The sequence below is a fragment of the Deinococcus sp. KSM4-11 genome (genome assembly GCF_004801415.1).
In the GTDB taxonomy this organism is placed as follows: Bacteria; Deinococcota; Deinococci; order Deinococcales; family Deinococcaceae; genus Deinococcus.
Map to the genome: position 1 here is coordinate 14371 of NZ_SSNX01000004.1, position 26046 is coordinate 40416.

At 68.9% G+C, this 26046-nt stretch carries 24 protein-coding genes and 2 tRNA genes; 17 read left to right on the plus strand and 9 right to left on the minus strand.

The features are described from left to right. Nucleotides 1-149 precede the first annotated feature (149 nt). The 6 genes from E7T09_RS12335 to E7T09_RS12360 all read left to right on the plus strand — a co-directional run bounded on the left by E7T09_RS12335 (nt 150) and on the right by E7T09_RS12360 (nt 4952). On the plus strand, nt 150-524 hold the full coding sequence (locus tag E7T09_RS12335) for a hypothetical protein (RefSeq protein WP_136389517.1): 375 nt from the start codon (nt 150-152) through the stop codon (nt 522-524). Nucleotides 525-624: 100 nt separating this feature from the next. Beyond that, a complete protein-coding gene (locus E7T09_RS12340; RefSeq protein ID WP_136389518.1) occupies nt 625-3003 on the plus strand; it encodes a penicillin acylase family protein in 2379 nt (792 codons plus the stop codon). Nucleotides 3004-3174: 171 nt separating this feature from the next. After that, nucleotides 3175-3774 carry a single-stranded DNA-binding protein gene (locus E7T09_RS12345; protein WP_136389519.1) on the plus strand — a complete coding sequence of 200 codons (600 nt, stop codon included), beginning with the start codon at nt 3175-3177 and terminating at the stop codon, nt 3772-3774. 143 nt (nt 3775-3917) lie between these two features. Continuing rightward, nucleotides 3918-4679 carry a metallophosphoesterase gene (locus E7T09_RS12350; protein WP_136389520.1) on the plus strand — a complete coding sequence of 254 codons (762 nt, stop codon included), beginning with the start codon at nt 3918-3920 and terminating at the stop codon, nt 4677-4679. 98 nt (nt 4680-4777) lie between these two features. Further along, nucleotides 4778-4853: transfer RNA gene (locus E7T09_RS12355), tRNA-Asp, on the plus strand. A 23-nt stretch (nt 4854-4876) separates the two neighbouring features. Then, nucleotides 4877-4952, plus strand: a tRNA-Phe gene (locus E7T09_RS12360). Nucleotides 4953-5078: 126 nt separating this feature from the next. Here the strand turns inward: E7T09_RS12360 and E7T09_RS12365 are convergent. From E7T09_RS12365 to E7T09_RS12405, 9 genes are all read right to left on the minus strand, one after another. Then, nucleotides 5079-5798 (minus strand): phospholipase D-like domain-containing protein, encoded by a 720-nt coding sequence (locus tag E7T09_RS12365; RefSeq protein ID WP_136389521.1) that lies wholly within the window; start codon nt 5796-5798, stop codon nt 5079-5081. Nucleotides 5799-6298: 500 nt separating this feature from the next. After that, a complete protein-coding gene (locus E7T09_RS12370; RefSeq protein WP_136389522.1) occupies nt 6299-7507 on the minus strand; it encodes a Xaa-Pro peptidase family protein in 1209 nt (402 codons plus the stop codon). Beyond that, nucleotides 7504-8352 (minus strand): alpha/beta fold hydrolase, encoded by an 849-nt coding sequence (locus tag E7T09_RS12375; protein WP_136389523.1) that lies wholly within the window; start codon nt 8350-8352, stop codon nt 7504-7506. Before E7T09_RS12375 ends, E7T09_RS12370 begins: the two co-directional genes overlap by 4 nt. Next, nucleotides 8349-9593, minus strand: coding sequence for a dipeptidase (locus E7T09_RS12380; RefSeq protein ID WP_136389524.1), 1245 nt, complete (start codon nt 9591-9593; stop codon nt 8349-8351). The genes E7T09_RS12375 and E7T09_RS12380 overlap by 4 nt, the downstream gene beginning before the upstream one ends. Next, nucleotides 9590-10969 carry a BPL-N domain-containing protein gene (locus tag E7T09_RS12385; RefSeq protein ID WP_136389525.1) on the minus strand — a complete coding sequence of 460 codons (1380 nt, stop codon included), beginning with the start codon at nt 10967-10969 and terminating at the stop codon, nt 9590-9592. The genes E7T09_RS12380 and E7T09_RS12385 overlap by 4 nt, the downstream gene beginning before the upstream one ends. Next, complete coding sequence (locus E7T09_RS12390) at nt 10966-11853, minus strand: ABC transporter permease (protein WP_136389526.1); 888 nt, start codon at nt 11851-11853, stop codon at nt 10966-10968. The genes E7T09_RS12385 and E7T09_RS12390 overlap by 4 nt, the downstream gene beginning before the upstream one ends. Then, on the minus strand, nt 11846-12793 hold the full coding sequence (locus E7T09_RS12395) for an ABC transporter permease (protein WP_136389527.1): 948 nt from the start codon (nt 12791-12793) through the stop codon (nt 11846-11848). Before E7T09_RS12395 ends, E7T09_RS12390 begins: the two co-directional genes overlap by 8 nt. A 52-nt stretch (nt 12794-12845) precedes the next feature. Beyond that, nucleotides 12846-14429 (minus strand): ABC transporter substrate-binding protein, encoded by a 1584-nt coding sequence (locus E7T09_RS12400; protein ID WP_136389528.1) that lies wholly within the window; start codon nt 14427-14429, stop codon nt 12846-12848. Between the two features lie 10 nt (nt 14430-14439). Continuing rightward, nucleotides 14440-15246 (minus strand): IclR family transcriptional regulator, encoded by an 807-nt coding sequence (locus E7T09_RS12405; RefSeq protein ID WP_136389529.1) that lies wholly within the window; start codon nt 15244-15246, stop codon nt 14440-14442. A 504-nt stretch (nt 15247-15750) separates the two neighbouring features. On the opposite strand from E7T09_RS12405, the gene E7T09_RS12410 reads away from it, so the two are divergent. From E7T09_RS12410 to E7T09_RS12460, 11 genes are read left to right on the plus strand one after another with little or no spacing between them, the layout of a single operon-like run. Further along, nucleotides 15751-16431 (plus strand): carboxypeptidase-like regulatory domain-containing protein, encoded by a 681-nt coding sequence (locus E7T09_RS12410; protein ID WP_136389530.1) that lies wholly within the window; start codon nt 15751-15753, stop codon nt 16429-16431. A 48-nt stretch (nt 16432-16479) separates the two neighbouring features. Next, entirely contained in the window at nt 16480-17697 is a 1218-nt protein-coding gene (locus E7T09_RS12415) for a phage tail sheath C-terminal domain-containing protein (protein WP_136389531.1), read from the plus strand. A gap of 2 nt (nt 17698-17699) precedes the next feature. Further along, nucleotides 17700-18131, plus strand: a complete 432-nt coding sequence (locus tag E7T09_RS12420; protein ID WP_136389532.1) for a phage tail protein — start codon at nt 17700-17702, stop codon at nt 18129-18131. After that, a complete protein-coding gene (locus tag E7T09_RS12425; protein WP_136389533.1) occupies nt 18128-18976 on the plus strand; it encodes a hypothetical protein in 849 nt (282 codons plus the stop codon). Before E7T09_RS12420 ends, E7T09_RS12425 begins: the two co-directional genes overlap by 4 nt. Further along, nucleotides 18955-19740 (plus strand): hypothetical protein, encoded by a 786-nt coding sequence (locus E7T09_RS12430; RefSeq protein WP_136389534.1) that lies wholly within the window; start codon nt 18955-18957, stop codon nt 19738-19740. The genes E7T09_RS12425 and E7T09_RS12430 overlap by 22 nt, the downstream gene beginning before the upstream one ends. Further along, entirely contained in the window at nt 19737-21200 is a 1464-nt protein-coding gene (locus E7T09_RS12435; protein ID WP_136389535.1) for a phage baseplate assembly protein V, read from the plus strand. The genes E7T09_RS12430 and E7T09_RS12435 overlap by 4 nt, the downstream gene beginning before the upstream one ends. Further along, the gene (locus tag E7T09_RS12440; RefSeq protein ID WP_136389536.1) at nt 21200-21541 is read left to right on the plus strand and encodes a hypothetical protein; all 342 of its coding nucleotides are present in this window, start codon (nt 21200-21202) and stop codon (nt 21539-21541) included. The genes E7T09_RS12435 and E7T09_RS12440 overlap by 1 nt, the downstream gene beginning before the upstream one ends. Beyond that, nucleotides 21538-21981, plus strand: a complete 444-nt coding sequence (locus E7T09_RS12445; RefSeq protein ID WP_136389537.1) for a GPW/gp25 family protein — start codon at nt 21538-21540, stop codon at nt 21979-21981. The genes E7T09_RS12440 and E7T09_RS12445 overlap by 4 nt, the downstream gene beginning before the upstream one ends. Beyond that, a complete protein-coding gene (locus E7T09_RS12450) occupies nt 21981-24518 on the plus strand; it encodes a baseplate J/gp47 family protein (RefSeq protein ID WP_136389538.1) in 2538 nt (845 codons plus the stop codon). The genes E7T09_RS12445 and E7T09_RS12450 overlap by 1 nt, the downstream gene beginning before the upstream one ends. Continuing rightward, nucleotides 24499-25041, plus strand: a complete 543-nt coding sequence (locus E7T09_RS12455; RefSeq protein ID WP_136389539.1) for a phage tail protein — start codon at nt 24499-24501, stop codon at nt 25039-25041. The genes E7T09_RS12450 and E7T09_RS12455 overlap by 20 nt, the downstream gene beginning before the upstream one ends. After that, nucleotides 25038-25952: a hypothetical protein gene (locus E7T09_RS12460; RefSeq protein ID WP_136389540.1), complete on the plus strand. Its 915-nt coding sequence runs from the start codon at nt 25038-25040 to the stop codon at nt 25950-25952. The genes E7T09_RS12455 and E7T09_RS12460 overlap by 4 nt, the downstream gene beginning before the upstream one ends. Nucleotides 25953-26046 lie beyond the last annotated feature (94 nt).

Below are 26046 nucleotides of genomic sequence, written 5' to 3' on the forward strand. Positions count from 1 at the left end.
TGCGGCCCGGCGGGGGTCTTTAGCTTTCGGTGGGGTAAGGGGCGGGTAAGTTGACAGTCCCTACGGTGTCCTCAAGGCCAGCGGTTGTGCTGGCGGGCTGCCCGGACTGTTCGTCACGCTACGTCCGGGTGACCGGGAGTGCGCTGCTCATGACGCTATTGGATCCTCCAGACCACGACAACGGGTACCTCTTCGTGCAGGCGGTGGAGTTCCCGCAGGTGCTGGCCCTGCCGCAGCGCCAGTCCGTGCCGGGGGGCGACGTACTCACCTTTCGCTTCTCGAACGGCTACGGCGCGGTGGTGACGCGGGCCCTGGGCGTGGCGCTGGAGTCGGCCTTCGAGTTCGGGGTGCTGGACTGCACCCTGGCGGAACCGAGGTTGACGGTGCAGCCGGGCGTGTGTGCGTCGGTGGTGCAGGGCGCGTCGTACGAGCAGGTGGCGGCGCTGCTGCCCCTCGCCGAGACGCTGCCGCTGCACCCGGCGTGGCAGCACTCGCTGATGTCGCTGGAGGACGAGGAGTTCTAGCGTCAGCGTGAAGTCCAGGGGCCGCCGGGATGCACCCGGGCGGCCCCGTTTGCTGGAGCCGCCGCTATATTGAACCCAGTCCAATTGGCTGGAGGTTCGAATGACGACGGGAACGGTGACGCGGCAGAGGTCGCGTGTGGCGCGCTTCGGGTGGGGCGTGGTGTGGGCGGTGGCACTGATCCTAGCGCTGCTGCTGGCGGCGGTGCTGTGGCTGCGGAGCACGTCGGCCGCCCGCGTGTCCGGAACCCTGGACGTGCCGGGCGTGTCGAGTTCCGTGACGGTCACGCGTGACCAGTGGGGCGTGCCGCACATTCGCGCGGCCACGGACGAAGACGCCCTGTTCGCGCTGGGCTTCGTGCACTGGCAGGAGCGGGCGTGGCAGATGGAATTCCAGCGCCGGGTGGCGCAGGGTCGCCTCTCGGAGGTGCTCGGCGCGGCGGCCCTGCCGCAGGACAAGTTCCTGCGCACCTGGGGCTTCCAGCGCGCGGCGGAGTCGGCCCTGCCGGCCCTCCAGCCGCGCACCCGGCAACTGGTGAGCGCCTACACGGCCGGCGTGAACGCGGCCATGCGGCAGGGCAAGATCGCGCCGGAATTCCGCATTCTGGGCTTCACCCCGGCGGCCTGGACCGACGTGGACAGCCTGTCGTGGAGCAAGCTGATGGCCTACGACCTGGGCGGCAACATGGACGACGAGGTGCTGGGCAGCCGCGTGGTCAAACGCCTGGGCACCTCGGGTCTGGCCCAGGTGACCGCGCCGTACCCGAAAGGCGCCCCGACCATCCTGAGCGCGGACGAGGTTGGTCACGAGAACCCCGTCCCGGCGCGCACCTCGGGCGGCGTGCTCCTGCCGAACGAGGCCCTGTCGGCATTGCGGGAACATCTCGCGGCGGCGCGCGCCCTGGGCCTGCAACCGGTGCCGGGCAAGGGCAGCAACGACTGGGTGGTGGCGGGCACCCGCACGGCGAGCGGCCGGCCGATCCTGGCAGACGACCCGCACCTGGCCCTGACCAGCCCGATGCTGTGGTACCTGGCGGACGTTCAGGGCAACACGCTCCACGCGATCGGCGCGAGCATTCCGGGCCTGCCGGGCATCGTGATCGGCCGCAACGACCGCGTGGCGTGGGGAGTCACGAACGTGAACCCGGACGTGCAGGATCTGTACGTGGAGCCCGCCGGCGTGAAGCTCACATCCCGCACCGAGGTGATCCGGGTCAAGGGCGCGCCGGACGTCTCCCTGGTCGTGCAGGAGAGCGCGCATGGCCCGATCGTGAGCGGCGCGGGCGCGGCCGGGGTGGGGGAGCGCGTGGCCCTGAAGTGGACGGCCCTGCAACCGGGCGACACGACCATGGACGCCTTCCTGAACCTGAACTACGCGCGGAGCTGGACGGACTTCACGGCGGCCCTGTCGCGCTACGTGGCCCCCAGCCAGAATTTCGTCTACGCCGATGTGGACGGCAACACCGGCTACTACGCGCCGGGCCGCGTGCCCGTCCGCCGGGGCTGGGACGGCTCGCTGCCCGTGGCCGGTGACGGCCAGCACGAGTGGCAGGGGTACATTCCCTTCGCCCAGTTGCCGCACACCCTGAACCCCGCCGACGGCCTAGTCGTGACGGCGAACAACCAGGTCATGCCGGACGCGGGCGCGCTGGGCACGGTGCGCAACTGGGCCGAACCGTACCGAGCCGAGCGCATCACGCAGCTGCTCCAGGCCAAACCGACGGGCCTCACCGTGGCCGACGTGCGGGCCGTACAGCTCGACACCACCAGCCTGGTCTGGCGGGACTTCCAGAGCGTGCTGCTCAAGGCCACCCCGGCCGACGCGGCCGCAGCGGCGGCCCTGGATCTCCTGCGCGGCTGGGATGGCAACGAGACCACGGCCAGCGTGCAGGCCACCATCTTCGAGGCGTGGCTGATGCAGCTCCAGAAGATGGCCCAGGACGAACTGGGCGACGCCACCACCATGAACAGCCTCAGTGTCCTGAACCAACTGAAGGCCGACGGCGAACTGTGCCGCAACGAGGCCGGAAATGTCCCCGACTGCGCCACCGAACTCCGCACGACCCTGTCTGCTGCCGTGACCGACCTCACGGCCCGGCTGGGCAGCGATCCTGCGAAGTGGACATACGGCCGACTGCACACGGTCGCCAGCAACCACCGCGCCTTCGGCGAGGTGCCCGCCCTGGCATGGCTGTTCAACCACGCCGCGCCCACGCCCGGCGGCACGAACACCGTGGACGTGGCCCGCCCCGAGGCCGGCACCTTCCGGCAGACGCACGGCCCCAGCTACCGGCAGATCATCGACCTTGCCAACCCGGACGCCAGCGTGTATGTGGGCAGCCTCGGGCAGGGCGGCAACCCCCTGGGCGACCATGTGGCGGATCAGCAGGGCAAATGGATCGCCGGGGAGTACCTGCCCATGAGCACCCGCCCGGCCGACTGGGGCCGCGTCCAGACGCTCACGCTGCAACCTGCACGCTAGAGCCGTCATTTGGCAGGAGACGAGGACACCCCGCGGCGGCCTTCTGAACCCCCCCGGCTCACCCGGATCATCCCGCCCGCCAGAAGTTCCCGCTCTCGGCGGATCGGGCTGACCCACACGGCGGCCGCTCGCCCTGCTTTTGCCCATCCTTTCAGGGGCTAGACTGCCGGCATGGCCGAACTTGACCGCGTGCGCGAGGCCCTGCGCGCCAGCATGACCTCCTGGGCGACCCTGGAAGTGCGGGGCGACCAGGCCCGCGTGATCCCCGCCCCGGACGTGGACGCCCTGGCCGCCCACCTCGAACGCCTCGATCCGCAGTGGGAACTCGCGTGGGCCTGCGACAGCGTGCAGCCGCCCGTGGTGCGGGCCCGCCTGACCCTGCACGGCACCCACCGCGAGGGCCTCGCCACGGCCCACACCCTGCACGACGCCAAACTGGCCGCCCTGGCCGACGCCGCCCGCACCTACGGCGTGGCGCCCGCCGGCGAGCCCGCGTGGGTGGAATACGACCCGGATGACGGCGCGAACACTACGGATCTCGACGCCGAGGCGCCCCTGCCCGCCGACACGGCGCCGCGCGCCCTGCCGCCCGAACCGCCCCGCGACCCGCAGATGGAAAAAGCCCGCCGGCACATCGAAGACCTGCTCGAGCAGCTCAAGGTGGCCGGTCGGGGTGGCGACGCCGCCCGCATCCTGATGCGCGGGTACGGCGAGACGCTCGACGAGAGCCGCGCCATCTACAAGGAACTCCAGGCGCTGCTCAAAGGCTGAAACGAACTCCGATGCTCGCCTGCGGCCCGTGGTCGGGAGTCCGGACGTGGAACAAAATGCAGGCTTCGCTGAGACTTGGGACTCCTGCGGCCTCCCGGTGAACCCTTCCCAGCGTTCCACCAGCCGGATACACTGGCGGGCGAATGCACAAGTTTCTGGCGTTCGGCGACGTGCATGCCGACTTCGATACCCTGTGGGCCGCCCTGCGCGCGGCCAGTTGCGCTGACGGCTCCCTTCAGCCCACGCCGCCTGTGCTGGCCGGCCTGTTCCAGGTCATCCTGATCGGCGACCTCGTTCATCCCAAGAACGAGCGCGAGTACGCCCGGCTGGCCGGCGTGGCCCGCTTCGACCCGAAAGACCCGGATCACCTCTTCCTCGCGGCGCGTGAGCAGGTCAAGCAACTTGAGGTGCTCAAGGCCTACCAGGAGGCCGCGCCGCACGCCGTGCACATCATCCTTGGAAACCACGACGATGCCGTCCTGAATGCCACCTACGTCCTCGGCACCAGTGGCGGCATCGTGCACAACGAATTCGACCCGGAGCATGGCGGCCTGATGCTCCCGGATCACCTGCGCCTGTGGATGCAGACCTTCCCCCGCGAGATTCGCGTCGGCAACCTGCAGTTCGCGCACGTGTCCCCCCTGCCCGCCCACAGCCACTACGACGACCTGTTCTACGCGGATCACAGCCCCAAGCGCTGGTTCCACGAGACGCCCGAATACGTCGACATGGCGGGCCTGAGCTTCGGCGTCTACGGCCACACCCAGATCGACGACGGCATCCTGATCGACGAGGAACACCGCCTCGCCATGATCGATGCCCTGCACGCCCGCGAGTACCTTGAGCTCCTCGTCGAGCCCAGCGTGGACCTGCCCCTGCAGAGTGTCCGTGCCGTGCCCTTCTGAGCAGACATCATCTGCGCACCTGCGCATTGACAAGACCGGGAAGCGCGGCTATCCTTAACCCCGCTGCTTTTTCGGCAGCGAATCACAATCACCAGCACGGTCCGGTAGTGTAGCGGTTAGCATATCTGCCTGTCACGCAGAAGGTCGCGGGTTCAAATCCCGTCCGGACCGCCACACCCTCCCCGATAGGGGAGCACGGCTAGGTAGCTCAGCTGGTAGAGCAAACGACTGAAAATCGTTGGGTCGCCGGTTCAAGTCCGGCCCTGGCCACCAAGAAACTCCGTCTAGTGCGGAGTTTTTTCATTTATCACAGCAGAGTGGAGTCGCCGAAAAGTCTCCGCCGTATTAGGCTAACCCCCAACGACTCCGTCTGTAAAGGTAGTTGCACTCAGCTGTTAGTCAGATGTAATCCCAGAAGGTGTCGAATACATCTCTGGGGTTGTTTGAGTCCATTTTCTGGTACAGCTTCCAATTAGTACTGAAGTATTTATTGTTATCGCCAATGACTTTCATCGAATCACAAGAGACAACTAGCTTCTCTCCGGGCGGCTTGTTTGTCCCAGACACCTTTTCAAATGCGCTAACACTCAGGCTAGCAGATCCTTCCACAATAACTAATCCGTCTATAACCATAAGTTTAGTATGTACGGCACTTACATCTCTTGATTCTGTGATGACTAATTTCAAGTTTGGATTATCCTTCAGGCTTTTGTAGAGGCTGGCTGAGTACGGATCTAGGGGTCGACTGATTATGCCTCTTATTTTGACCCTCTGAGAAGCGATGTGCAGCGCAGTCAAGAAGGTTGAATCCATATTCCAAGTGGTGAAGTTTATGAAGTTTTCTGCACTTGAAATCATCTCCAAAATTAGAGCTAATGGAGAGGCATTCACTTTATCTACGGGGGTATACGGCGGAAGGTTGATCGCAAGCCCGACTAGCTTACTGAGATTATCCAATTTCTTTATCTCATAATCTGGCATAAGATTGGGCTTGAAGTCGAAGGTTAGATCACATATTGGACAGGAATGCTGTAGTCCTTGTGCTGTTGATTTACTTTCCAATGAGTTTGCCTTATGTTCGGGCGTCCAGGTTGCTGAAAGGCTTTCATACTGACCCACAGACGATAAATCTCCGTATGATTTTCCATAGGTAACAAGAATAGCGGCACATCTTGGGCATAAGATGCTAGGGGGACGCCAAGAAACAAGATTATAGAGATCCATACTCCTCCCTTAAGCGAACGATCGTTTATGATAGCTGCTTGTGTCCTGAAATATAGTTTCCTATGTGCACAAACGGATAGGCTGGTGCCTTTACTGTTTTATTCTTGGATTGATCATCTGTTGAGCATATCAAACATTTGTAGGGGGAGCGATCGGCTCTACAGAGTCAGCACCGATTAGACGACGATAAGACCGAATATCGTCGGCAATAACGAACTGGCCCGCCGGATCTGTTCGGGCGGGCCAGTTCAAAGGCTATTCAGCGGCCTCTGAACTGGCCTGGAGGTGTGACAGCCTGCGTCAGTGCAATCCAGATTCCCGGCAGTAGGTGCTGTCTCTACGTACAAGCGATCAGTAGTAGGGATGAGGCCTGACCCAGTGAAGCCGGAGCGTGGTTAGTGAATGATCAGGTCGTCCAGCTGCCTCGGGTAGAAGGTCAGGAGCTCCATGCCCGATTCCGTGACCAGGATGGTGTCCGAGTGCCGGAAGCCGCCCAGGTTCGGCACGTACAGGCCCGGCTCGACGCTCAGCACCATGCCGGGCTGAAGCACGCGCGGATCGCCCCGGTCGAGGAAGGGGGCCTCGTGGATGCGCTGTCCCAGGCCGTGGCCGACGTGGTGCCGCCAGTACGCCTGAAGGCCCTCCTGGTCGACGTAGGCCTGCACGGCGACGTCCACGCTCGCGCACGTCGCGCCGGGGCGTAGGGCGTCGAAGGCGATGTCCTGAAGTGCCAGCATGTGCGCGAAGAAGGTGCGCTGCTCGGCGGTGGGCTCACCCATGAACATGGTGCGTTCGAGTTCGCTGATGTACCCGCCCACACCCGCGCCCGCCCCGGTCACCAGCGTGTCGCCGGCCTGGAAGCGCACGCCGCTGGTCATGGCGTGCGGCAGCGCGCTGGCGGCCCCGATCTGCCCCCGGTATAGCGCAACCGCGCCGCTCAGCCAGCGGTTCGGGGTGCGCCGCTGCTCGCCGATGGCGGCCACCATGGCAGCGGTCGCCTCGCGGGTTGCCCGTGCCTCCACGTCGGTCTCACTCGCGCCGACCTCGGTGTACTGCTGGAGCAGGCGGTGGGCGTGGTCGCCCCAGCGCACGCTCTCGCGGATCAGGGCGAGTTCTGCCGGGGATTTCAGCGCCATCTGTGCGTCGAGCCCCGGCGACACCCTCAGGATGGTCGCGTCGGGCAGCACTTCGCTGACGGCCGGCCCGCTGTAGCCCATCACGGCCGGGTAGCCGTCGTGATCCACGCCGATCCGGCCGCGGTCCAGCCCCAGCGACTTCAGGTGCGCGGCGAGGCGCTGCATGGGGTGGACGTCACCGGGATACTCGGGGTAGTCCACGACCTGCTCGGCCTGGGCGAAGGCCTGCGCGTGTTCCCGCTCCAGGCGGGGCACGAACAGGTGCCGTTCTCCGCCGGGCAGGAGCAGCAGCGCGATGGGCCGCTCGGTCGCGTGGAACGCGAAGCCGGCGTAATACTGGATGAACTGGTCGTCGAACAGCACGGCGGCGTCAGTGCCCGCCGGCAGGTGCTCGAAGACGTTCTGAGCGCGCTGGGCGCGTTCCTCCTGACTGATCGGCGGGATGGCCGGGGCCGGATCCGTGGTCATGCGGTCACGGACGCCGGCACGTGCCGCGCCAGGAAGTCCCGCACCACGCCCAGGTACCGCTCCTGCTCCTCGACGTGCGGCGAGTGGCCGCTGTGCTCGAACACCACGAACTCGTTGTTGGGCAGGCCGGCGGCCAGCTCCTCGGACGCCTCCAGCGGCGTGATCCAGTCCTCGCGCCCGACCGTGACGAGAACCGGCACCTGGATCTCGTGCAGGCGGCCGGTCAGGTCGTAGTCCGGCTGGTTGCGGCTGAACGCCCAGTTGTGCGTCTCGTACCGGAAGGGAATGCGGGCGAGGCGCTCGGCTTCGGCGGCCGGGTCGCGTTCCACGGTGTAGAGCGGCTGGATCATGCCGAAGCTCTCGCGGAACTCGTCGTCGCTGGCGACCTGTCCGGCGAACAATCTCTCCAGCCGTTCCTGATCCATCGGGAACCCGCTGCTCATGGCGCGCTCCATGCTGGTGTCCTGGAAACGGTTGCTGGCGGCGGTGTCGCGCAGGATGACCGCGTGCACGTGTTCCTGGTGGGCCAGCGCGTACTCCAGCGCCAGGAAACCGCCGTAGCTGCCGCCCAGCACCACGATCTTGCCGAGCCCGAGATCCTGACGCAGCGCTTCGAGGTCCGAGACGAACTGCGCGTGCGAGTACGGCTCGCCGGCGCCAGACTCGCCGTTGCCGCGCTGGTCGTAACTGATCAGCCGGAAGGAGTCGGTCAGCGGCTGGAACGCGGCCCAGTCGCCGGCGCGGCTGCCCATGCCGGGGCCGCCGTGCAGGGTCACGATGGCTGTGCCCTGCCCGCCGTCCTCGTAGACCAGCTCCACGCCGTTCACGGTGATTCTGTGGCTCACCGGTACCACGCCTCCTTCAGCACGCGCATGATGTTGCCGCCCACCGCCTTGCCGATGTCCTCGTCGCTGTAGCCGTGCTTCACCAGCCAGCGGACGATGTTCGGGAAGGCCTCGGCGGGGCTCTCGATACCGTCCACGAACGGCACCTTGTCGTAGCTCAGGTGCCCGCGCGACGCGCCGATGGACAGCGCCTCGGTCAGGGCGTTGTGCAGGCCCACGTGGTCGCCGAACAGGACGTCGGGGCCGAAGGCCACGTGGTCGATGCCGACGAGGTTCACGCAGTACTCGAAGTGCTCCATGAACGATTCGAGGCTGTGGCGCGGGTGCTTCTCGGTCAGCGTGGTGTGCGGGGCCGCCTCGATGCCGATCACGCCGCCCTTCGCGGCACACGCACGGATCACGTCGTCGGGCTTCAGGCGGTTGGAGTTCCACAGCGCCCGCGCGCCCGCGTGCGTGATGAAGATCGGCTTGTCGCTCACCTCGATGGTGTCCAGCGCGGTCTGGTCGCCGGAATGGCTCACGTCGATGGCGATCCCGAGCTTGTTCATGCGCTTCACGGCCTGCCGCCCGAAGGTGGTCAAGCCGCCGTCACGCGGTTCCTTGAGGCCGCCGCCGAGCTGGTTGCCCTCGCTGTACGCGATGCCCAGGCAGCGCACGCCGAGTCCGTACAGGATGTCCAGGCGGTCGAGTTCGTTCTCGATCATCGCCGCGCCCTCGATGGACACGATAAAGGCGATCTGGCCGTTCTTCTTGGCGTTCACGATGTCCTCGGTGGTCTTGCAGTGCACCACCATCTCCTGGTGCGCAATGTCCGACAGGCGCATCCCGAGGTCGAAGACGATGTCGTCCCACTTCCACCCGCCGCGCGAGGTGATCATGGCCGTGCCGTTCATCAGGTTGTCGAACACGGCGTCCAGGCCGGACACGCTCAGGCCCTCGTAACCGGTGAAGTCGCGGCCCCAGCGGCGGAATTCCAGGAACTGACTCAGGTCTTCCGGCGCGATGAAGCAGTGGTCGTGCAGCGAGATCATCAGCTGCTCCTGGAACAGCCGACGCACGCGGGCCTCCTGCTCGGGCGTGACCTCCGGGCGGGTGCTCTGCACGCGGTTCAGTTCCTGCGCCAGCGGGTAGACCTTGTAGTCCGCGCCGGGTTCCAGGTACGAGAAGGACTTGTAGCCCGTGTAGTTCTTACGTTGCAGCGGGGCGTCGTGCTGGGCAGTCGGGTCTTTCACGTCAGTCATGGTCTTTCCTCTTGGAACATCGGGTGGGGGGGAAGGCGGTCGGTGCCGGCCAGGGTGCCGAGGGTGCCGGCGGCGAGGCTCGCAGCGGCCGTCAGTCCGGCGGCGCTGAGGTACGAGCTGGCCAGCAGGTGGTACGGATGCCGATCCCAGTCGCCGTACGGGGACGTCACCGGCGGTGGAGGAGACCGCAGGTGCTCCTCAGCCTGGTCGAGCAGCCCGAGGATCTGTGCGGCGAGCTGCCGCAGGCCCACGAAGCCGTAATCCTGCTCCGGTGCGGCTGGCGAGTCGATCCAAGCCGCGCACGCCGAGGGCACGCTCGTCAGGGATGTCAGGTACGTGGCCGTGTCGGCGCTCAGGGTGGCCGCCTCGCTCAGGGCCGCCCTCCACAGGTCTGGGGCCGTCTGGCCCAGGAACACCGGTGCCCCGCTGAGCTCCGGGGTGATAGTACTCAGGCGCTGGAAGCGCTCAGAGGCGGTGGTCAGCGCGTCCGCCACGTCGGCCAGGTCGACGGTGAGTGCCGCTCCCGTGGCCTCGCAGGGCAGCGACCGCTTCCGCCCGGCCTGGTGGAGCAGCGCATTCCCGAAGAGCCGGGCGGCCTCGCCCCAGCCGAGTTGCAGCGCGTCGAACCCGAATTCGGGGTGCGAGCCGAACAGCACCACCGTGCCCTCACCGAAGGCACCGGCGACGACGTTCGCGGCGCGGGTCTCGATCAGGGTGTCCACCAGGGTCGGGGTGGTGCCCGGCAGGCTCCGTTCCCAGGGGGTGAAGGCCGTGCCGGTGCCCTCCACGCGCGTCACGGCGGTCACGTCTGACCCATGCATGGGCGTGAAGCACGGCCCGTTGTAGTGCATGACCTCGAAATGAGGCGGCAGGCTCTTCGTCAGCCAGTGCGCCGGGGCGCTCACCGTGGCGTGCAGGACACCCACGCCGGGCGAATCGAGGCCGCCCAGTCCACCGTCGGCGCCATTAGCGAGGGGAACGTCCAGCAGGTGCAGGGGCACGATGGCCGGATGCTGCCCGGCAAAGCTCGCGGGCACGTTGGCGGGCAGGTACGCCCCGGCGCATGAGCCGATGTACATCCCGCCCCCGGCCACCCAGTCGCGGATCATCCGACTGCCCTCTTCACCCAGCGGAGCCAGCAGGCCGCCCATGCCCAGCAGGCCGCCGCCCGGCATGACCAGCACGTCATACCCGGCCAGGTCGCCCGCCTGGATCTGGGCTGTCGTCAGGGGTTCAGGAACGCCGCCCCACTGCGCGACCAGCGCCGCGTGGTGGTACGCCGAACCGCCCGAGGCGTACAGCGCCACCCGCAGGCGCGGCAGCACCGGGGCCAGCTCGGCCCTCAGCGCCGTCCACCACGCGGGACTGGCGTTCACCGGCTCCTCGGGTCGGTCAGGTCGCGCAGCACGTTGCCGATCAGGTTGAAGCACAGTACCGCCACCGCGATCATCAGCCCCGGATACACCGCCAGGGCGGGCTTGACCCAGAAGTACGTCTGGGCGTTCTGGAGCATGTTGCCCCACGACGCCAGCGGCGGCTGGATGCCCAGTCCCAGGTAGCTCAGGCCGGTCTCGGTCAGGATCGACCACGCGATGCCCAGGGTGGTCAGCACTGCCGTGGCGGGCAGCGCCTGCGGGAAGATGTGCCGCCAGATGATGCGGCTGCTGGAGGCGCCCAGCGCGCGTTCGGCCTCCACGAAGTCGAAGTTGCGGATCTTGGTGACCTCGGCGTGCACGATGCGCGCCACCTGCGGCCAGAAGCCCAGGCCCACGACCAACACCACCACTGGCGGGCTGTTCCCGAGCACGGCCAGCGCCGCCAGGATCAGGAAGAAGCTGGGAATCGCCATGAACGTGTCCACGATCCGCATCAGAACCGTCTCCAGCCAGCCCCGGTGGTAGCCGGCCAGCGCGCCGACCAGCGAGCCGATGCTCAGGGCGACGACCATCGAGATGACGCTGATCATCAGGGTGATGCGCCCGCCGTACATCAGCCGCGCGAACACGTCGCGGCCGAGTTCATCGGTGCCCAGCAGGTGCTGCGCGGAGGGAGCGGCCGTGGTGTTCAGCGGATCGGCCGTGATGGGCGACGCCGTGTACACCAGCGGCCCCAGGAAGGCGGTGAGGTAGAGCAGCGCCAGGATGGTGATCGCCACAAAACCGACCGGGTGCGTGACCAGCCGGGCGACCAGTCCGGCCCGTCGCCGCACCGGACGCTCCGCCGGCACGCGCGCGGTGCCCAGATCGCGGGCCTCAGTCATGACGGATCCTCGGATCGACGAACGAGTACGTGAGGTCCACGAGCAGGTTCGTGACGATCACCACGGCGCCCGCCACCAGCGTGACGGCCATGATGGTGTTGTAATCGCGCCCCAGCGCGGCGTCCACCGCGAGGCGACCCATGCCGGGCAGGCCGAACACGCTCTCGATGATCACCGAGCCGCTGAGCAGCGCCGGCAGGATCAGGCCGACCATGGCGATGATCGGCACCAGGGCGTTGCGCAGGGCGTGTTTGCGGATCACGCGCGGTTCGGTGACCCCCTTGGCCCGCGCGGTCCGCAGGTAATCCATGCCCAGCACCTCCAGCAGCGACGAGCGCGTGAAGCGCACCAGGTTCGGCAGCATCACGAAGGCCAGCACGCCCGCCGGCAGGATCATGTGCTGGAGCCAGCCCACCACCGAGAAGCCCGCGCTCGCGTCGTACAGCCCGGACGACGGCAGCACCTTCCACACCACCGAGAACAGCAGGATCGCCATGATGCCGGTCCAGAAGTCCGGGATGCTCATGCCCAGCGTGGTGATGGCGTTCACCACATGATCCAGCGCGGAGTTGCGGCGCATCGCCGTCAGGATGCCCAGCGGAATGCCGATCACCACCGACAGCAGCAGCGCCGACAGGCCGAGCTGCGCGGTGTTCCCCAGCCGCTGGCGCAGGATCGGGCCGATGGGCTGCCCGCCGTTGAGGGTCACGCCGAAGTTCCCCTGCACCACCCCGCCTGCCCACTGCCCGTAGCGGCTGACGAGCGGCTGGTCGAGGCCCAGCTGTTTGGTCAGCGCGGCGCGTTCCTCGGCGGTCGTCTCGAAACGCGACGCGGCGCTCGGCCCGCCGGGGGCGAGGTTGATAAGGAAGAACGTGATCAGCGAGATCAGGACGAGCACGAGCGCGCCCTGCCCGAGGCGGCGAACCAGAAAACCCAGCATCAGTGCCCTCCTTCAAAGGAGGCGGGCGCGCTGTGGAGCGCGCCCTCTCCGCTTACTTCGTGACGAACCACTCGTTGGCGTACTGGAAGTCGGCCGCCTGCGTGATGCCGCGCATGCCCTGCAGGCGCTTGTTGTACGCGGTGATGCTCTGCGGGTACCACAGGTACAGGTACGGCAGTTCCTTGGCCATCAGCGCCTGCGCCTCGTTGTACACGACCCGGCGGGCGAGGACGCTGCCGGCCTTGCGGCCGTTTTCGAGCAGCGCGTCCAGCTTGGGGTTCTTGTAGTTGGGGATGTTGTTGCCCACGTTCGCGGCCGAGGAGTCGTAGTACGGCAGCACGTCCGGGTCGGCGGGCGTGGACCACCATGCGGCGGACGCCTGGTAGTCGCGCTTGACGATCACCTGCTGGATGTACGAGTTCCAGTCCATGGTCTTGAGGTCGGCCTTCACGCCGATGTCCTTCCAGTACTGCTGTACCAGCAGCGAGATCGGCACGAGCTGCTGGTACGACGCGGTGGGCATGCTGATCACGAAGGGCTTGCCGTCCTTCATCAGCGTGCCGTCCGGGCCGGGCTTCCAGCCGGCCTGCGCGAGCAGCGCCTTGGCCTTGGCCGGGTCGTAGGGGTACTGCTGGACATTGGCGTTGTAGTAGGTCTTCTGGATGGGCGCGATCGGGCCGGTGGCGACCTGTCCGTAGCCCTTCAGGACGCTGGAGATCATGGCCGGGCGGTTGATGGCGTACAGCAGCGCCTGGCGCACGCGGGCGTCCTGGAAGCGCGGGTCGTCCTGGTTCAGGGCCACGAAGTAGTAGATGTTCGAGGTGGCGATGTCCAGCGTGAGGTTCGGGCTGCTCTTGACCCGGTCGACCGTCTCGGGATTGCCGATGGCGATCAGGTCCACGTCGCCGGAGAGCAGCTGGGCGAGCTGGGCGTTGCTGTCGGGCACGACCTTGAAGGTCACGCCCTGCAGTTTGGGCGCGCCGCCCCAGTAGTTCTCGTTGCGCACCATCCGGACGGTCGCGCCGGACACCACCTGCGAGACCTTGAAGGGGCCGGAGCTGACGGGGTTCTGCTTGTTGAAGGCCGTGAACTTCCACGGGTCGGTGACGCCCGCGAACGAGTGCTTGGGCAGGATGCCGGCGTAGTACGCGAGGTACGTGGGCAGCGACGCCCACGGGCGCGACAGGATGAACTCGACGGTGCTGGCATTGACCACGTTGACCTTCGTCACCGCGTTGCGCCACGTGCTGCCCTGGTTCGCGCCGAGTTCCTTCTTCAGCACCAGGTCGTTGAAGGTGAAGGCCACGTCGTCCGCCGTGAGGGGCTGGCCGTCGGACCATTTCACGTTCTTGCGGAGGTTGAACGTCCACTTCAGGCCATCCGCGGACGCCTTCCAGGAGAGGGCCAGATCAGGGGCGGGCTTGAGGTCCTTGTCCCAGCGGGTCAGGCCGGGGAACAGCAGTTCGTTGATGAGGTTGGACTCCACGAAGGCGTTCGGACTCCAGGGATTGAAGGTCGGGTCGGCGGTCGTCACGAAGGTGGCGGTGCCGGATGGATCGGCACTCTGGGCGCGGGCAGCGCCGGCCAGCAGGAGACTCAGGGCCATCAGGGACGTCAGCTTGCCAGTTCGTTTCATACGGGCCACCTCACTTGGGGGGGGACGACAGGGGACGGTTGTGACCGAGCTGGCGCGAGATGCGCTGCGCGGCGGCGCTGATCTCTTCACCGAGTTCCGCGAGGCGGTGCGGCGTCATGCGGGAGGCGGGGCCACCAACGCTGATCGCGCCAATGACCGCGCCACCCGCCCCGAAGATGGGGGCACCAACGCCGCGCGCCTCCTCGTCGATGTCGAGGTCACTCACGGCGTAGCCACGCAGGCGGATCGAGTCAAGTTCGGCCCGGAGTGCCTCGGGGTCGAGCTCGGTATGGGGTGTGAAGCGGGGCATGTCCGGCAGGCCGGTCAGCACGGCGTGCTGTTGTTCCGGCGGCAGAAAGGCCAGCACGGCCTTGGGGCAGGCGCCGGCGTGCAGCGGGGTGCGCCGTCCGGGTTCGGTGACCAGCCGCACCGGGCGCAGGCCGTCGCGGTGATCCACGCTGGTCATCTGGTCGCCGTCGAGCACAAACAGGTTGACGGTCTCGCCGGTCGACTGCGACACCTCGTCCATGAACGGCTGCGCCGCGCTGACGAAGGTGGGCTGCGGCTGCGAGGCGGCGGCCAGCTGATCGACCAGGGTGGTGAGCACAAAGCGGTCGTCTTCGTCGAGCCGGATGAAGCCCACGTGCTGGAGCGTCCGCAGGCAGCGGAACGCCTGGTTGCGGTCGAGATCGAGTTGCTGCGCCAGCTCTGAGGGGGTGTAGCGGTGCGGGGGGCGGCCGAAGACCAGCAGAACTTCGAGGGTGAGGGCGGCGGATTGAATGAGGTAGCGCGGAACATCCCTGGTCGACTGGGTCACCCTGGCCTCCTGGTTGATCTTCTCAAACCGTTTGATAGATCCTAACGGTCACCACAGTCCAGCGCAAGGCCCACGGCGAAACGCCCAGGCCAGCGATGTAGACAAGCCGCTCACCGTGCCCCGGCAACCGGCGAACGCGACGACCTGCCCTGGGGGCTCTGAGGGTTCCGGATTCTCTCCAGGAAAGGAGGCGACGGCCGCTGATCATGGCCCGGTCATGGGGCGTTGCCTACCCTGCACTTACTTCGACTGGTGAGTGACCGCGTGGTCGGCATCTCTGGGCGAAGCGCACACCCTCGGCGGCGTCCGAGTCCAGCTCCCGGCCGCCCTTCCTGGAGAGACCTGATGAGTCCTTGACCTGCCACCTCCCAGCGGTTCAGCGCCTCGCGTGAAGGCACGGCCACGGATCGGCCTGTTCCTGAAGGCAGTGGCGACCGTCAGCGGTAAGTTCCGCGATCTTCGTTGGGGCCCAGCTCCGGGAAGCCAGCGGTATCGGAGGAAGGCATGTTCGATGGAGTCACCCGGCGGCTGACCGACTGGGCCACCGCGCAGGGAGCGAGCACCGTGACGTCGGCCTCAGAGACGCCGCCAGACGGTCAAGCGTCGGCGCAGCTGACCCTGCTGGCGATCCTGCCCTTTCCGCCGCCACGGTCACAGACTCGCGCGCCGCTGCGGTTCCGGCTGCGCTACCTCGTCACCTGCGCGCCGAGCTCCACGCCTGCCGCGGAGCACCTGCTGGGCCAACTTCTGGTTCGGGCCATGCAGGAGCCGGACTTCCAGGTGGAACTGGGCGACCCCGCCCCGGAGCTGTGGACGGCCCTGGGCTGGCGGCCCCAAGCGGCCTTCTGGCTGCTCGTCCCCGTCACTGTGCCGCTGGAACAACCGCACGCTCCATTGGCGCGGGAGCACGTGCTCAGCGTGCAGTCCTCCGGGCGGGTCTGGCGGCGTGGCACCGTCACCGACGCGCAGGGTCAGCCGGTGGCCGGTGCGCGTGTGCAGCTGGAGGGCGCGCCGGAACCGCTGTACACGAATCCGGCCGGAGAGTTCGAACTGGCCGCCCGCCCGGAAGACACCCTGCACGTCGCGGCCGTCGTGGGCGGCCAGGTGCAAGAGGTGCTGGCCCAGCTACCGGGGCGGGAGACCCCGTGGCCGGTGCAGGTGCCGCCGCCCGAGCAGACCGCCTGATCCGCCCACTCTTCCCGTTCGCTGGTTGTCCTAAATAAAGGAGTATCCATGCCGAATTACCTTGCGCCGGATGTCTACGTCGAGGAAGTGCCGGGCGGCCCACGGCCCATCGAGGCGGTCGGAACGAGCACGGCCGCGTTCATCGGCGTGGCGCCGGACGCCGGCGCGCTGGCGCAGGACATCCGCGCGGTCACGAACTGGTCTGAATTCCAGCGCCTGTACGCCTGGGCGGGGCAGGCGAGCACCGACCTGTCGCAGGCGGTCTTCGGCTTTTTCCAGAACGGCGGGCAGCGCTGCTACGTGGTGAATACCGGGGCGTCGCGCGATCTGCCGGCCGCCCTGAACCTCGTCGCGCAGCGGGACGACGTGGCGATTGTGGCCGCGCCGGGCTTCACGGACGCGACCAGTTACGATGCCCTGCTGAGCCACTGCGAGGGCCTGGGCGACCGGGTGGCGATCCTCGACGCCGCGCACGACGTTCCGGACGTGATGGCCCTGACCCAGGTGGCCCGCCCGGCCCCGGCCGCCCGCACTGGAGCGGACGCGCCAGCCCGCGACGGTGCTGACCGACCGCCGCCTGGCGAACTGCACGGCCTGCGCCCCCGGCAGTCCGACGACGGCTACGGCGCCGTGTACTTTCCGTGGCTACGGGTGCGCGACCCGGTGAACCCGGCCGCGCTGGTGGACGTGCCGCCCAGCGGGCACATGGCGGGCATCTGGGCGCGCACGGACGCCACGCGCGGCGTGCACAAGGCCCCGGCGAACGAGGCAGTGCGCGGCGCGCTGGACCTCACGTACCACCTCACGCGCGCCGAGCAGGAACAGCTGAACAGCCACGGCGTGAACTGCGTGCGCTTCTTCTCCACCGAGGGCGTGCGGGTGTGGGGCGCGCGGACGGTCGCGGACAGCGCCAGCGAGTTCCGCTACCTGAACGTCCGGCGGCTGTTCAACATGATCAAGGAGTCCATTGCCGTGAGCACGCGCTGGATCGTGTTCGAGCCGAACGACGAGACGCTGTGGAAGTCCATCCGGCGGGACGTGAGCGCTTTCCTGTTGCACCAGTGGCGGGACGGAGCGCTGATGGGCCGCACGCCGCAGGAGGCGTTCTTCGTGAAGTGCGACCGGGAAACCAATCCGCCCGAGGTGATCGACGCCGGGCAGGTCGTCACGCTGATCGGCGTGGCCCCCGTGAAACCGGCGGAATTCATCGTGTTCCGCCTCAGCCAGATGGATCAGCGCAGCGACACGCAAGGGCTGGGTGAGTGAGCGTGCCGGATACTCTCGATCCGTACCGCAGCTACAACTTCAAGATCGTCATCCAGGGCGTCGTGGAGGGGCACTTCACGCAGTGCAGCGGCCTGGGCGTGCGCCTGGGCGTGATCCGCTACCGCGAGGGTGGCAACGGGCAGGTTGCCCGCGCGCTGCCGGGCCGGGTGGAGTACGCGGACGTGGAACTGAAGTACGGCCTGACGAAGTCGCGTGAACTGTGGGACTGGCTGATGACTGCCGTGCAGGGCGAGGTGGTGCGCAAGAACGTGTCCATCCTGATGCTGGACGCGCAGGGAACGCAGGAGGTCATGCGCTGGAACCTCGTGAACGCGTGGCCGTCGCAGTGGCGCGGCGCGGTGCTGGACGCCATGAGCCAGGAGGCCGCGCTGGAGCACCTGACACTGGTGTACGACACCCTCGAGCGCGCATGAAGGTGCCACGCCCACCCAGACCCCTGCGGCTCTGGCTGCGCCGCTGGGCGGTCGAGGCCCTGCGCGCCGTGGACTCTTGGGAGGAGAATGACCCCGTTCCGGACCGGCCTGGGGTGCCGGAAGCATGGCTGGAGCGCGTCCGCGGGGCGTCGGGGATTCGCTGGATGCAGGCGGGGGAGAGCGCCGCGGTGTCGGGGCCGGCCGGGCCGGAGCGTGGCTTCACTGTCAGCGCGGTGCAACCGGCCGTTCCCCACTCATCCGACCGGGAGGTCGCGCCGCCCCGCCGCCTTGGAACCCCGATTCCCCTGACCTTCTCCGTTCCGCTTCCTGTGACGGACTCCCGACCGGTCTTTCCAGAGCACCCGGCCTCGCCGCCAGCCGTCCAGACCGAGGTGCGGGAAGTGCGCCCCATGGTGCCGCCCCCATTCCCGCCAACCTGGGATCAGCCCCTGCCGACCCGCCCACCCGCCCCGCCGCACTGGCCTGCGGTGGCCCCACCCTCGGCGCCTCCCCCGTGGCCGCTGGCCGCGCCGAAGCTGATGGATTCGCCCGTGCCCGCATGGCCGACCAGCTCCACACCCGTTCAGGATGAGGGCATCACAGCTTGGCCCCAGACGCCCGTCAATGCCGTGGGCATGCCGACCTATTCGCAGAGGGTCTCCGGCGCGCCCGAAGTTGCCTGGAGCGCCGCTGCGGAGGAGCCACCGCTGGAACACTGGCCGACCCTCCCCGCGGTTCAGGCTGATCCGCTGGACGTCTGGCACGCCGCGCGGCGCGAGCAGGAACGCTGGCGGGAACTGGAGCGCGAACAGGCGGGTGAACGGTGGAACGGGTCAATTTCCTGATCGAGGCCACGAACGAGCGGGTGTCGTGCCTGCTGAACCCCGAACACCTGACCGTCACGCGGCAGGCGGGCGTGGGCCAGAGCCGGTCCGTGGGGGGGCTGCTGGGTGGCCGGGCCACGGGTGACGATCCGCTGCTGGCCCTCGGCGGCGGAGTGACGGAACTCGAGCTGCACCTGCTGTTCGACACTTCCGTGCAGGAGCCGCCGCAGCGCGTGACGGACGTGCGCGACCTCACCCGGCCGCTGTGGCAGCTGGCCGAGGAGCAGGGCGTGCAGGGCCGCGCGCCAGCCCTGGCCCGCGTGCGCTTCCTGTGGGGCAAATCCTGGAATGTGCTGGGCGTGATCCTGGCGGTCAGTGAGCGCTTCGAGCAGTTCGCCGCCAGCGGAGCTCCGCAGCGGTCCTGGTTGCATCTGCGGCTGCGCCGCGTGCCAGAGCAGGTGCCGGATGAGACGCTGTCCGGCCCGACGACCGCGCCCGGCTGGGGGGACTGGCCGGTTCTGCCCTCTGCGGGGGGGGGCGCCGTTCCTGCCGACGTGTATGCCGTGCAGGGGGATGGCCTGCAGTCGGGCAGCCGCCTGGACACGCTGGCCGCCCAGATATACGGCGACCCGGCCGCGTGGCGCTGGATCGCGGCCGTCAACGACCTCGCCAGTCCCTTCGAACTGGTGGCCGGGCAACTCCTCCACTTGCCGGAGTTGCTGTCCGTCGCGGGTTCCGGTGGCCTGGACGGTACAGGTTCCGTGACCTCCGGGGGAACGCCATGACGGCGCCCATGCCTGCGCTGCGGCCGACGGCGGCCCTGCGCGTGCGTCTGGGTGGACAGACCCTGGAGGGCTGGGAGGGCGCGGTGCATGCGCTGTGGGTCGTGCAGCGGCTCTCGCTGCCGGCCGCCTGCGAACTGGTTCTGCGGGGCCCTGGCCCGCTGCCGGCGCAGCCCGGAGACCCGCTGGTGGTCGACACCGTCGGTGGGCCGACCGTCTTCAGCGGGGAGGTGTCCGCTGTGGGCGTGGAGTTCCTGGCGGGTGGCGCGCGGGAAGTGCGGATCCGCGCCTACGACCCACTGCAACGCCTGCGCCGCAGCCAGACCGCGCAGGTGCGCGCAGGGCTGAACCTGCACGGCCTCGCCGAGGAACTCGCGGCGGGCCTGGGCGTGGCCGTGCAACTGGACGTGCCCGCCCTGACGCGCACCTGGGGCGCGCAGGTGCGGCAGTCGGACTTCGACCTGCTCCGGCTCCTCAGTGAACGCAGCGGGCGGGCCTTCCGCCTCCGGGACGGCCAGCTCGACTTCCTGGGGCCCGCCGGGGACGGCTCGCAGGTCACGCTCCGGCTGGGGCAGGCGCTGCTGGAAGTGCGCGTGGAACGCAACGCCGATCCTGCCTGCGCCTCGGTGGAGGTGCGCGGCTGGAACGCCCTGACCGTCCAAGCCGTGCAGGGCCGCGCCGAGGCACCGGGCGGTGGCGGCGCCCGGCAGGTGGTGGGCGTACAGGCCGAAAACGATGAGGAAGCGCGGTGGCTGGCGCAGGCCGAACTGGATCGGCGCTCGGGGGCAGCGCGCACCTGCTGGGGCGTGAGCGGCGGCGACGTGCGCCTCGTGCCGGGCAGTGGGGTGCGCCTGGAGGGCCTAGGCGACGGCCTGGACGGCGACTTCGTCCTCACGGAGGTCACGCACCGCATCGAGGCTGCCACCGGCTTCGTGACCGAGTTCAGCAGCGCGCCCCTCCCACCCCTGTCGCCCCCGGTGCCCGTGGCGACCTTCGGTATGGTCACACACGTCGACGACCCGCAGGCGCTCGGGCGGGTGCGCGTGACGCTGCCCGCCCAGGGCGACCTGGAAAGCGACTGGCTGCACGTGCTGAGCCTCGCGGCCGGGGCGGACAAGGGCCTGATGGCGCTGCCGGACGTGGGCGACACGGTACTGGTGCTGCTGCCCGCCGGGGATGGCAGTTCCGGCGTGGTGCTGGGCGGTCTGTACGGCGCGCCAGGCATGCCAGACAGCGGTGTGGAGGGCGGCGCCACCCGGCGCTACACGCTGCGCACGGCCGCCGGGCAGCAGGTGGTGCTGGACGCGGCGGCAGGGGTGCTACGCCTGGAGGACGGCCAGGGCAGCGTCGTGGAACTCACGCCGGAGGGCCTGCACATCCACGCGCAGACGCGGCTGGTGCTGGAAGCGCCGGGGCAGGAAGTCCTGATCCGCGGCCAGCGCATCAACTTCGAGAGGGCCTGATGAAACTCCTGACGGATAAAGCGCAGCTGGTCTGCGCGCACGAGATCGGCCGGGTGGGCCTCCAGGCCTCGCAGTCCCTGGTCTTCGTGGAGGGGCAGGCGCTGCTCGTCGACGATGACCCGGAGGGGCGGCCCATCCGTTTCTGCCCGAACTACGGCGTGGGCATCAAGCCCTGCCAGCGCACCCTCAAGGTGAAGCAGGGGTACTCCACGCTGCTACGCATCGGCGGCCAGCGTGTGGCGCTCGACAGCGTGCGCGGCCTGACCGACGGCACCCCTCCTGGCGTGGTCGAGTATCTGGTCCGCCAGCCCGGCCAGGAGCTGCTGGAGGAACGCCCGTGACTGCGCCGGATCAGGGCTGGCGCTTCGTGCACCCGGATCTGGACGCCGGCGAGGCCGCCACCGACGGGCCGGGCCTGCGGCTCACGCTGGGCGGCGGCGTGCAACTGGCACGCGGCGCGGCGCTGGTGCGGCAGTCGCTGCTGATGCTGATCTCCACCCGGCCGGGCGAGCGGGTCATGCGGCCCGGCTACGGCTGCCACCTGTCGCGGCTGATGTTCGCGCCGAACGACGACACGACCGCCGGACTCGCCATCCACTACGTAAGACAGGCCATCGAGCGCTGGGAGCCGCGCGTGCAGCTCCTGCACCTGGACGCCGGCCGCGACCCGGACGTGCCGGAAGTGCTGCGGGTGACGCTGCGCTACCGGGTGCGCGCCACGCTGCACGAGGATCAGCTGCAGGTGCGCCTGAACCTGGCGGGCCCTGGGGGCGGAGCGTAATGGCGCTGCCCCTGCCGAACCTGGACGACCGCACCTTCGAGCAGCTGCGCGAGGCCGCTATCGCCCGCGCGCGCCAGAGCGCCCCGGACTGGACGGACTTCTCGGCGGGCGAGCCGGGCACGGTGCTGCTGGAACTGTTCGCGTTCCTGACCGACACCATGATCTACCGCCTCAACCGGCTGCCACACAAGGCGTACGTGGAGTTCCTGCGCCTGCTGGGCGTGGTGATGCTCCCGCCCTCGGCGGCTCGGGTCACGCTGCACTTCACCCGCACGGGCGGCGCCGCCAGCACGGCGCTGCGCATCCCGGCGGGCACGCGCGTCACCGCCGGAGCGGGCGGCACCGGCAGCCCCCCCGTGTTCTCCACCATGCAGGATGCCGACCTGCCGGCCGGCAGGTCGGGCGTGGATGTGCCCGCCCTCCAGGCCGAGTTCGTGAGCGGGGAACTGCTGGCCCTCACGGGCGCGGCGGCGGGCGGCGCATGGACGGTGGCCCGGCCACCCATCGTCGCGCCAGTCACCGACGCGCAGGGGGCCGACCTGATCGTGGCCGTCGAGGCTCTGCCTGCCGAGGTGCAGCCCAGCACGCCGATCATGACCTGGGGAGACAAGGTCTACCGCATCTTCCGGGAAGTGCCGTTCTTCAGTGCGGGCGTGCCCGATCCGCAGACCTACCTCGCCGACCGGCTGGCCGGCACCGTGACCTTCCCACCCGGCGCGGCGGGAAGCGTACCCCCGGTGGAGGCGGGCCGCGAGGTGCGCGCGTGGTACTGGCGCGGCGGCGGCGAGGACGGCAACGTGGCTCCCGGCACCCTGACCACCCTGCAAGGCCCACTGCCGGGCGTGAGCGTCACCAACCCGGCTGCCGCGTCCGGCGGGCAGGCGGCCGAGACGCTGGACCGTGCCCTGGTGCGCGGCCCCATGCACGTCCGGCACCAGCACCGCGCAGTGACCGCCTCGGACTACGAGTTCATCGCGCTGGCGCACGCCCGGTCGGTCGCGCGGGCCCGGGCCTTCACGCAGCGCGAGCTGTGGGCGCACGGCACGCCGGGGACGGTAGGGCTGGTGCTCGTGCCGGAGGTGCCCCCGGACGAGCGCGCGCACCTCACGCCGGAGGAGCTGCTGGACGCCCAGCAGCCCGAGGTGCTGGGCGCCATCGGGCGGGCCATCGAGGCGCGGCGCATCCTGGGCACCGCCTGCGACGTGCAGTGGGCGCGCTTCAAGACCGTGCGGGTCAGCGCGCGGGTCGTGGCGCGGCGTTACCAGAACCGCGACCAGATCCGGGCCAGCGTCACCGAGCGGCTGCACCTGACCATCAATCCGCTGCCCACCGCACGGAGCGAGCACGGCTGGCGGTTCGGCCAGACGCTGCGCTCCTCGGACGTCTACGGCGTGGCCCTCGCGGAACCGGGCGTGGCGTGGGTCGACCGCGTGGGTCTGTCCGTGGACGAGCAGCCGCAGGGCGAGGTGCGCTCGTTGGCCACCGACGCCTTCCAGCCGGGCACGTGGTACGCCGCGTGCGAGGATCGCCTGTTCCGCTCCCTGAACGACGGAGAGGGCTGGGAGGCCGTGCTGACCCTGCCGGGCGAGACGCTGCGGCTGGTGCGTGCCCACCCCGCCCAGCCGGGCTTCCTGGCCGCGATCAGCGACACGGCCGACCAGGGCGTGAAGGTCATGGTGTCCTTCGACTGTGGCGAGAGCTGGCAGCCGCCGCAGACGCTGGACGTGAAGGTGCAGGACGCCGCGTGGATTCGGCGGGCCGGGCAGTCCTCGCTGCTGCTCGCCACGGACACCGGCCTGCTGGACGTGCTCGCCCTGCCCGGTCAGGTGCGCGTGACGCCGCTGGCGGTCACGCCCGGCACCCCGAACCTGCCGCTGTACGCCGTGACCGCCCACCACGATCTGCAGGGCGACGTGACCATCGCGGTCGCGGCGCAGTCGCTGGGTGGGGTGTACCTCTCCAGCGGCGGGGGCAGCAAGTCCTTCCGGTCGATCGGCCTGAACACCCTGGACGTGCGGGTGCTGGCCGTACAGCGCGACGGCGCCCGCGCCTTCCTGTGGGCAGGCCTGGCCGCCGTGGGCGACGAGGACGGCCCCGGCTGCCGCCGCTGGGAACTGCGCGGCCAGGAGGATCCCCCGGAGGGCTGGGTGCCCCTGAACGCCGGGTGGCAGGGCGGCAGCTGCCTCGCGCTGGCCTTCACGCCGGACGCCGCATACGCCGCCTCACACCACATGGGCGTGGCGTCCCTGCCCCTGGCCGCCGGCACGCCGTCCTGGGTGGCGCCGACCGTGGACAGCGGCCTGCCGCTGAACGAGGGGCGGCGCTTCGAGCGCGTCCGGGCGGTGGCGGCGGCGCCGCAGCTCGTCCTGGCGGGCGGGCCGTGGGGCCAGCGCCTGAGCCGTGACGCCGGACAGACCTACCAGCCGGTCGTGCCGGGAAGCGGAGCGGACGCCGTGACGCTGCCGCCCACTTGGCTGTTCTGCTCCGGCGCCCACGACATCGAGGTGATCAGCGAGGATGAAGCGACCCGACCTTGACCGCCTGCTGCCCGAGGTGATGCAGCGCGCCGCCCAGCCGGGGCAGCCGCTGGACGCCGCCCTGGACGTCATGGCCGACCTGATCACGCCGGTCGAGGACTCGCTGTCGGGCGTGGACGCCGTGTTCAACCCCTACCGCGCGCCGGACGCCTTCCTGCCCTTCCTGGCCGGCTGGCTGGACCTGGGTGGCCTGCTGCGCCCCGGCCCGCTGGAGGCGCAGTACGCGCCGGGCCTGCAGCAGTTGCGCCTCCTGATCGCGCGCACCATGCCGCTGAACTTCATGCGCGGCACCGCGCGCGGCCTGATAGGCGTGCTGGAGGCCGCGACCGGCCTCACCGGATTCCGCGTGCAGGAGAACGTCACGGCCGGGGGGGACCCCCGCGCGTTTCATCTGCTGGTGCTGGCCCCGCCGGACTCCGCGCAGTACGCCGATCTGGTGCGGCAACTCGTCGAGCTGGAAAAACCCGTGGCCCTCACGCACGAGGTCGTGTGGCCGGCACCCGCGCCTGGAGGGACGCCATGACGCTGACGTGGGCGCTCCTCCTGCATCCCCTGACGGCCGCGCTGATCGCGGCGGCGGTGGCCTTCATCGTGGGCGTGGCCGTGGGCTTGTACAAGGGGCAGTCCGGTTGGGCGCTGCTGCGCGGCGTGGAGGCGGCCGCGCTGCTGCTCGTCGGGGCGTTCCTGGTACGCCTGTTCATCGCCTTCCTGCTGAGCCGCGCCCCGCACCCGGAGCGGGCGGCCTTCGTGATCGGGTGGGCGTTCCTGCTGTGGCCCGGCATCATCGACACCATTCCCGCGCTGCTCGGCCACCGCTGGCTGACCACGCCGGACCATCTCCTGGCGCTGGCCACGCTGGTGGGCGGCGGCGTGGGCTTCATGAACGGCCTGTGGGGCATTCACGGCCTGGTGGGGATCATCACCTTCCCGCTGAACGTCACGTGGGGGCTGGGCGGCAACACCACCGGCCTGCTGCTGCACCTCATCAATTTCGCGTGGGCCGGACACAGCCCCGACACCCGCACCGAGGCCCACCGCTACCAGTCCGGCTTTCGCCTCAAGAGCACCTACGGCTTCACGCAGGGCTGCGTGATGAGCAACACCAAACAGAGCCTGTTCGGGCACGAGTTCGTGCATGTGGTTCAGAACCTCGTGGCCGGCCCGTACTACGTGCTGTCGTACCTCGCGTGGATGGTGCTGCTGTTCGTGCCGGGGCTGATCGCCGGGCTGCTCAGCAAGAAGGGCGGCGTGGCCGACGGCATCGAGGGCTACACCTACGACAGCAATCCCTGGGAGGCCATGGGCTATGCCGCTGGCGGCAGCCATTCCCCGAAAGTGGTGCTGGGCACTGTATGGACGGTCGTGCTCGGCGTGGCGCTCGTCGCCCTGTTCGTCCTGCTGAGCTGGAAGGTCATTCCCTGGGCGTGGCAGTGAGGTCCGGCGGAGAACGCCTGGCCTCTCGCCGAACCCAGCGCCTTCCCGAAGGAACATCATGTGCAATGACGGACTGTTCAAGTTCCTGCCGGGC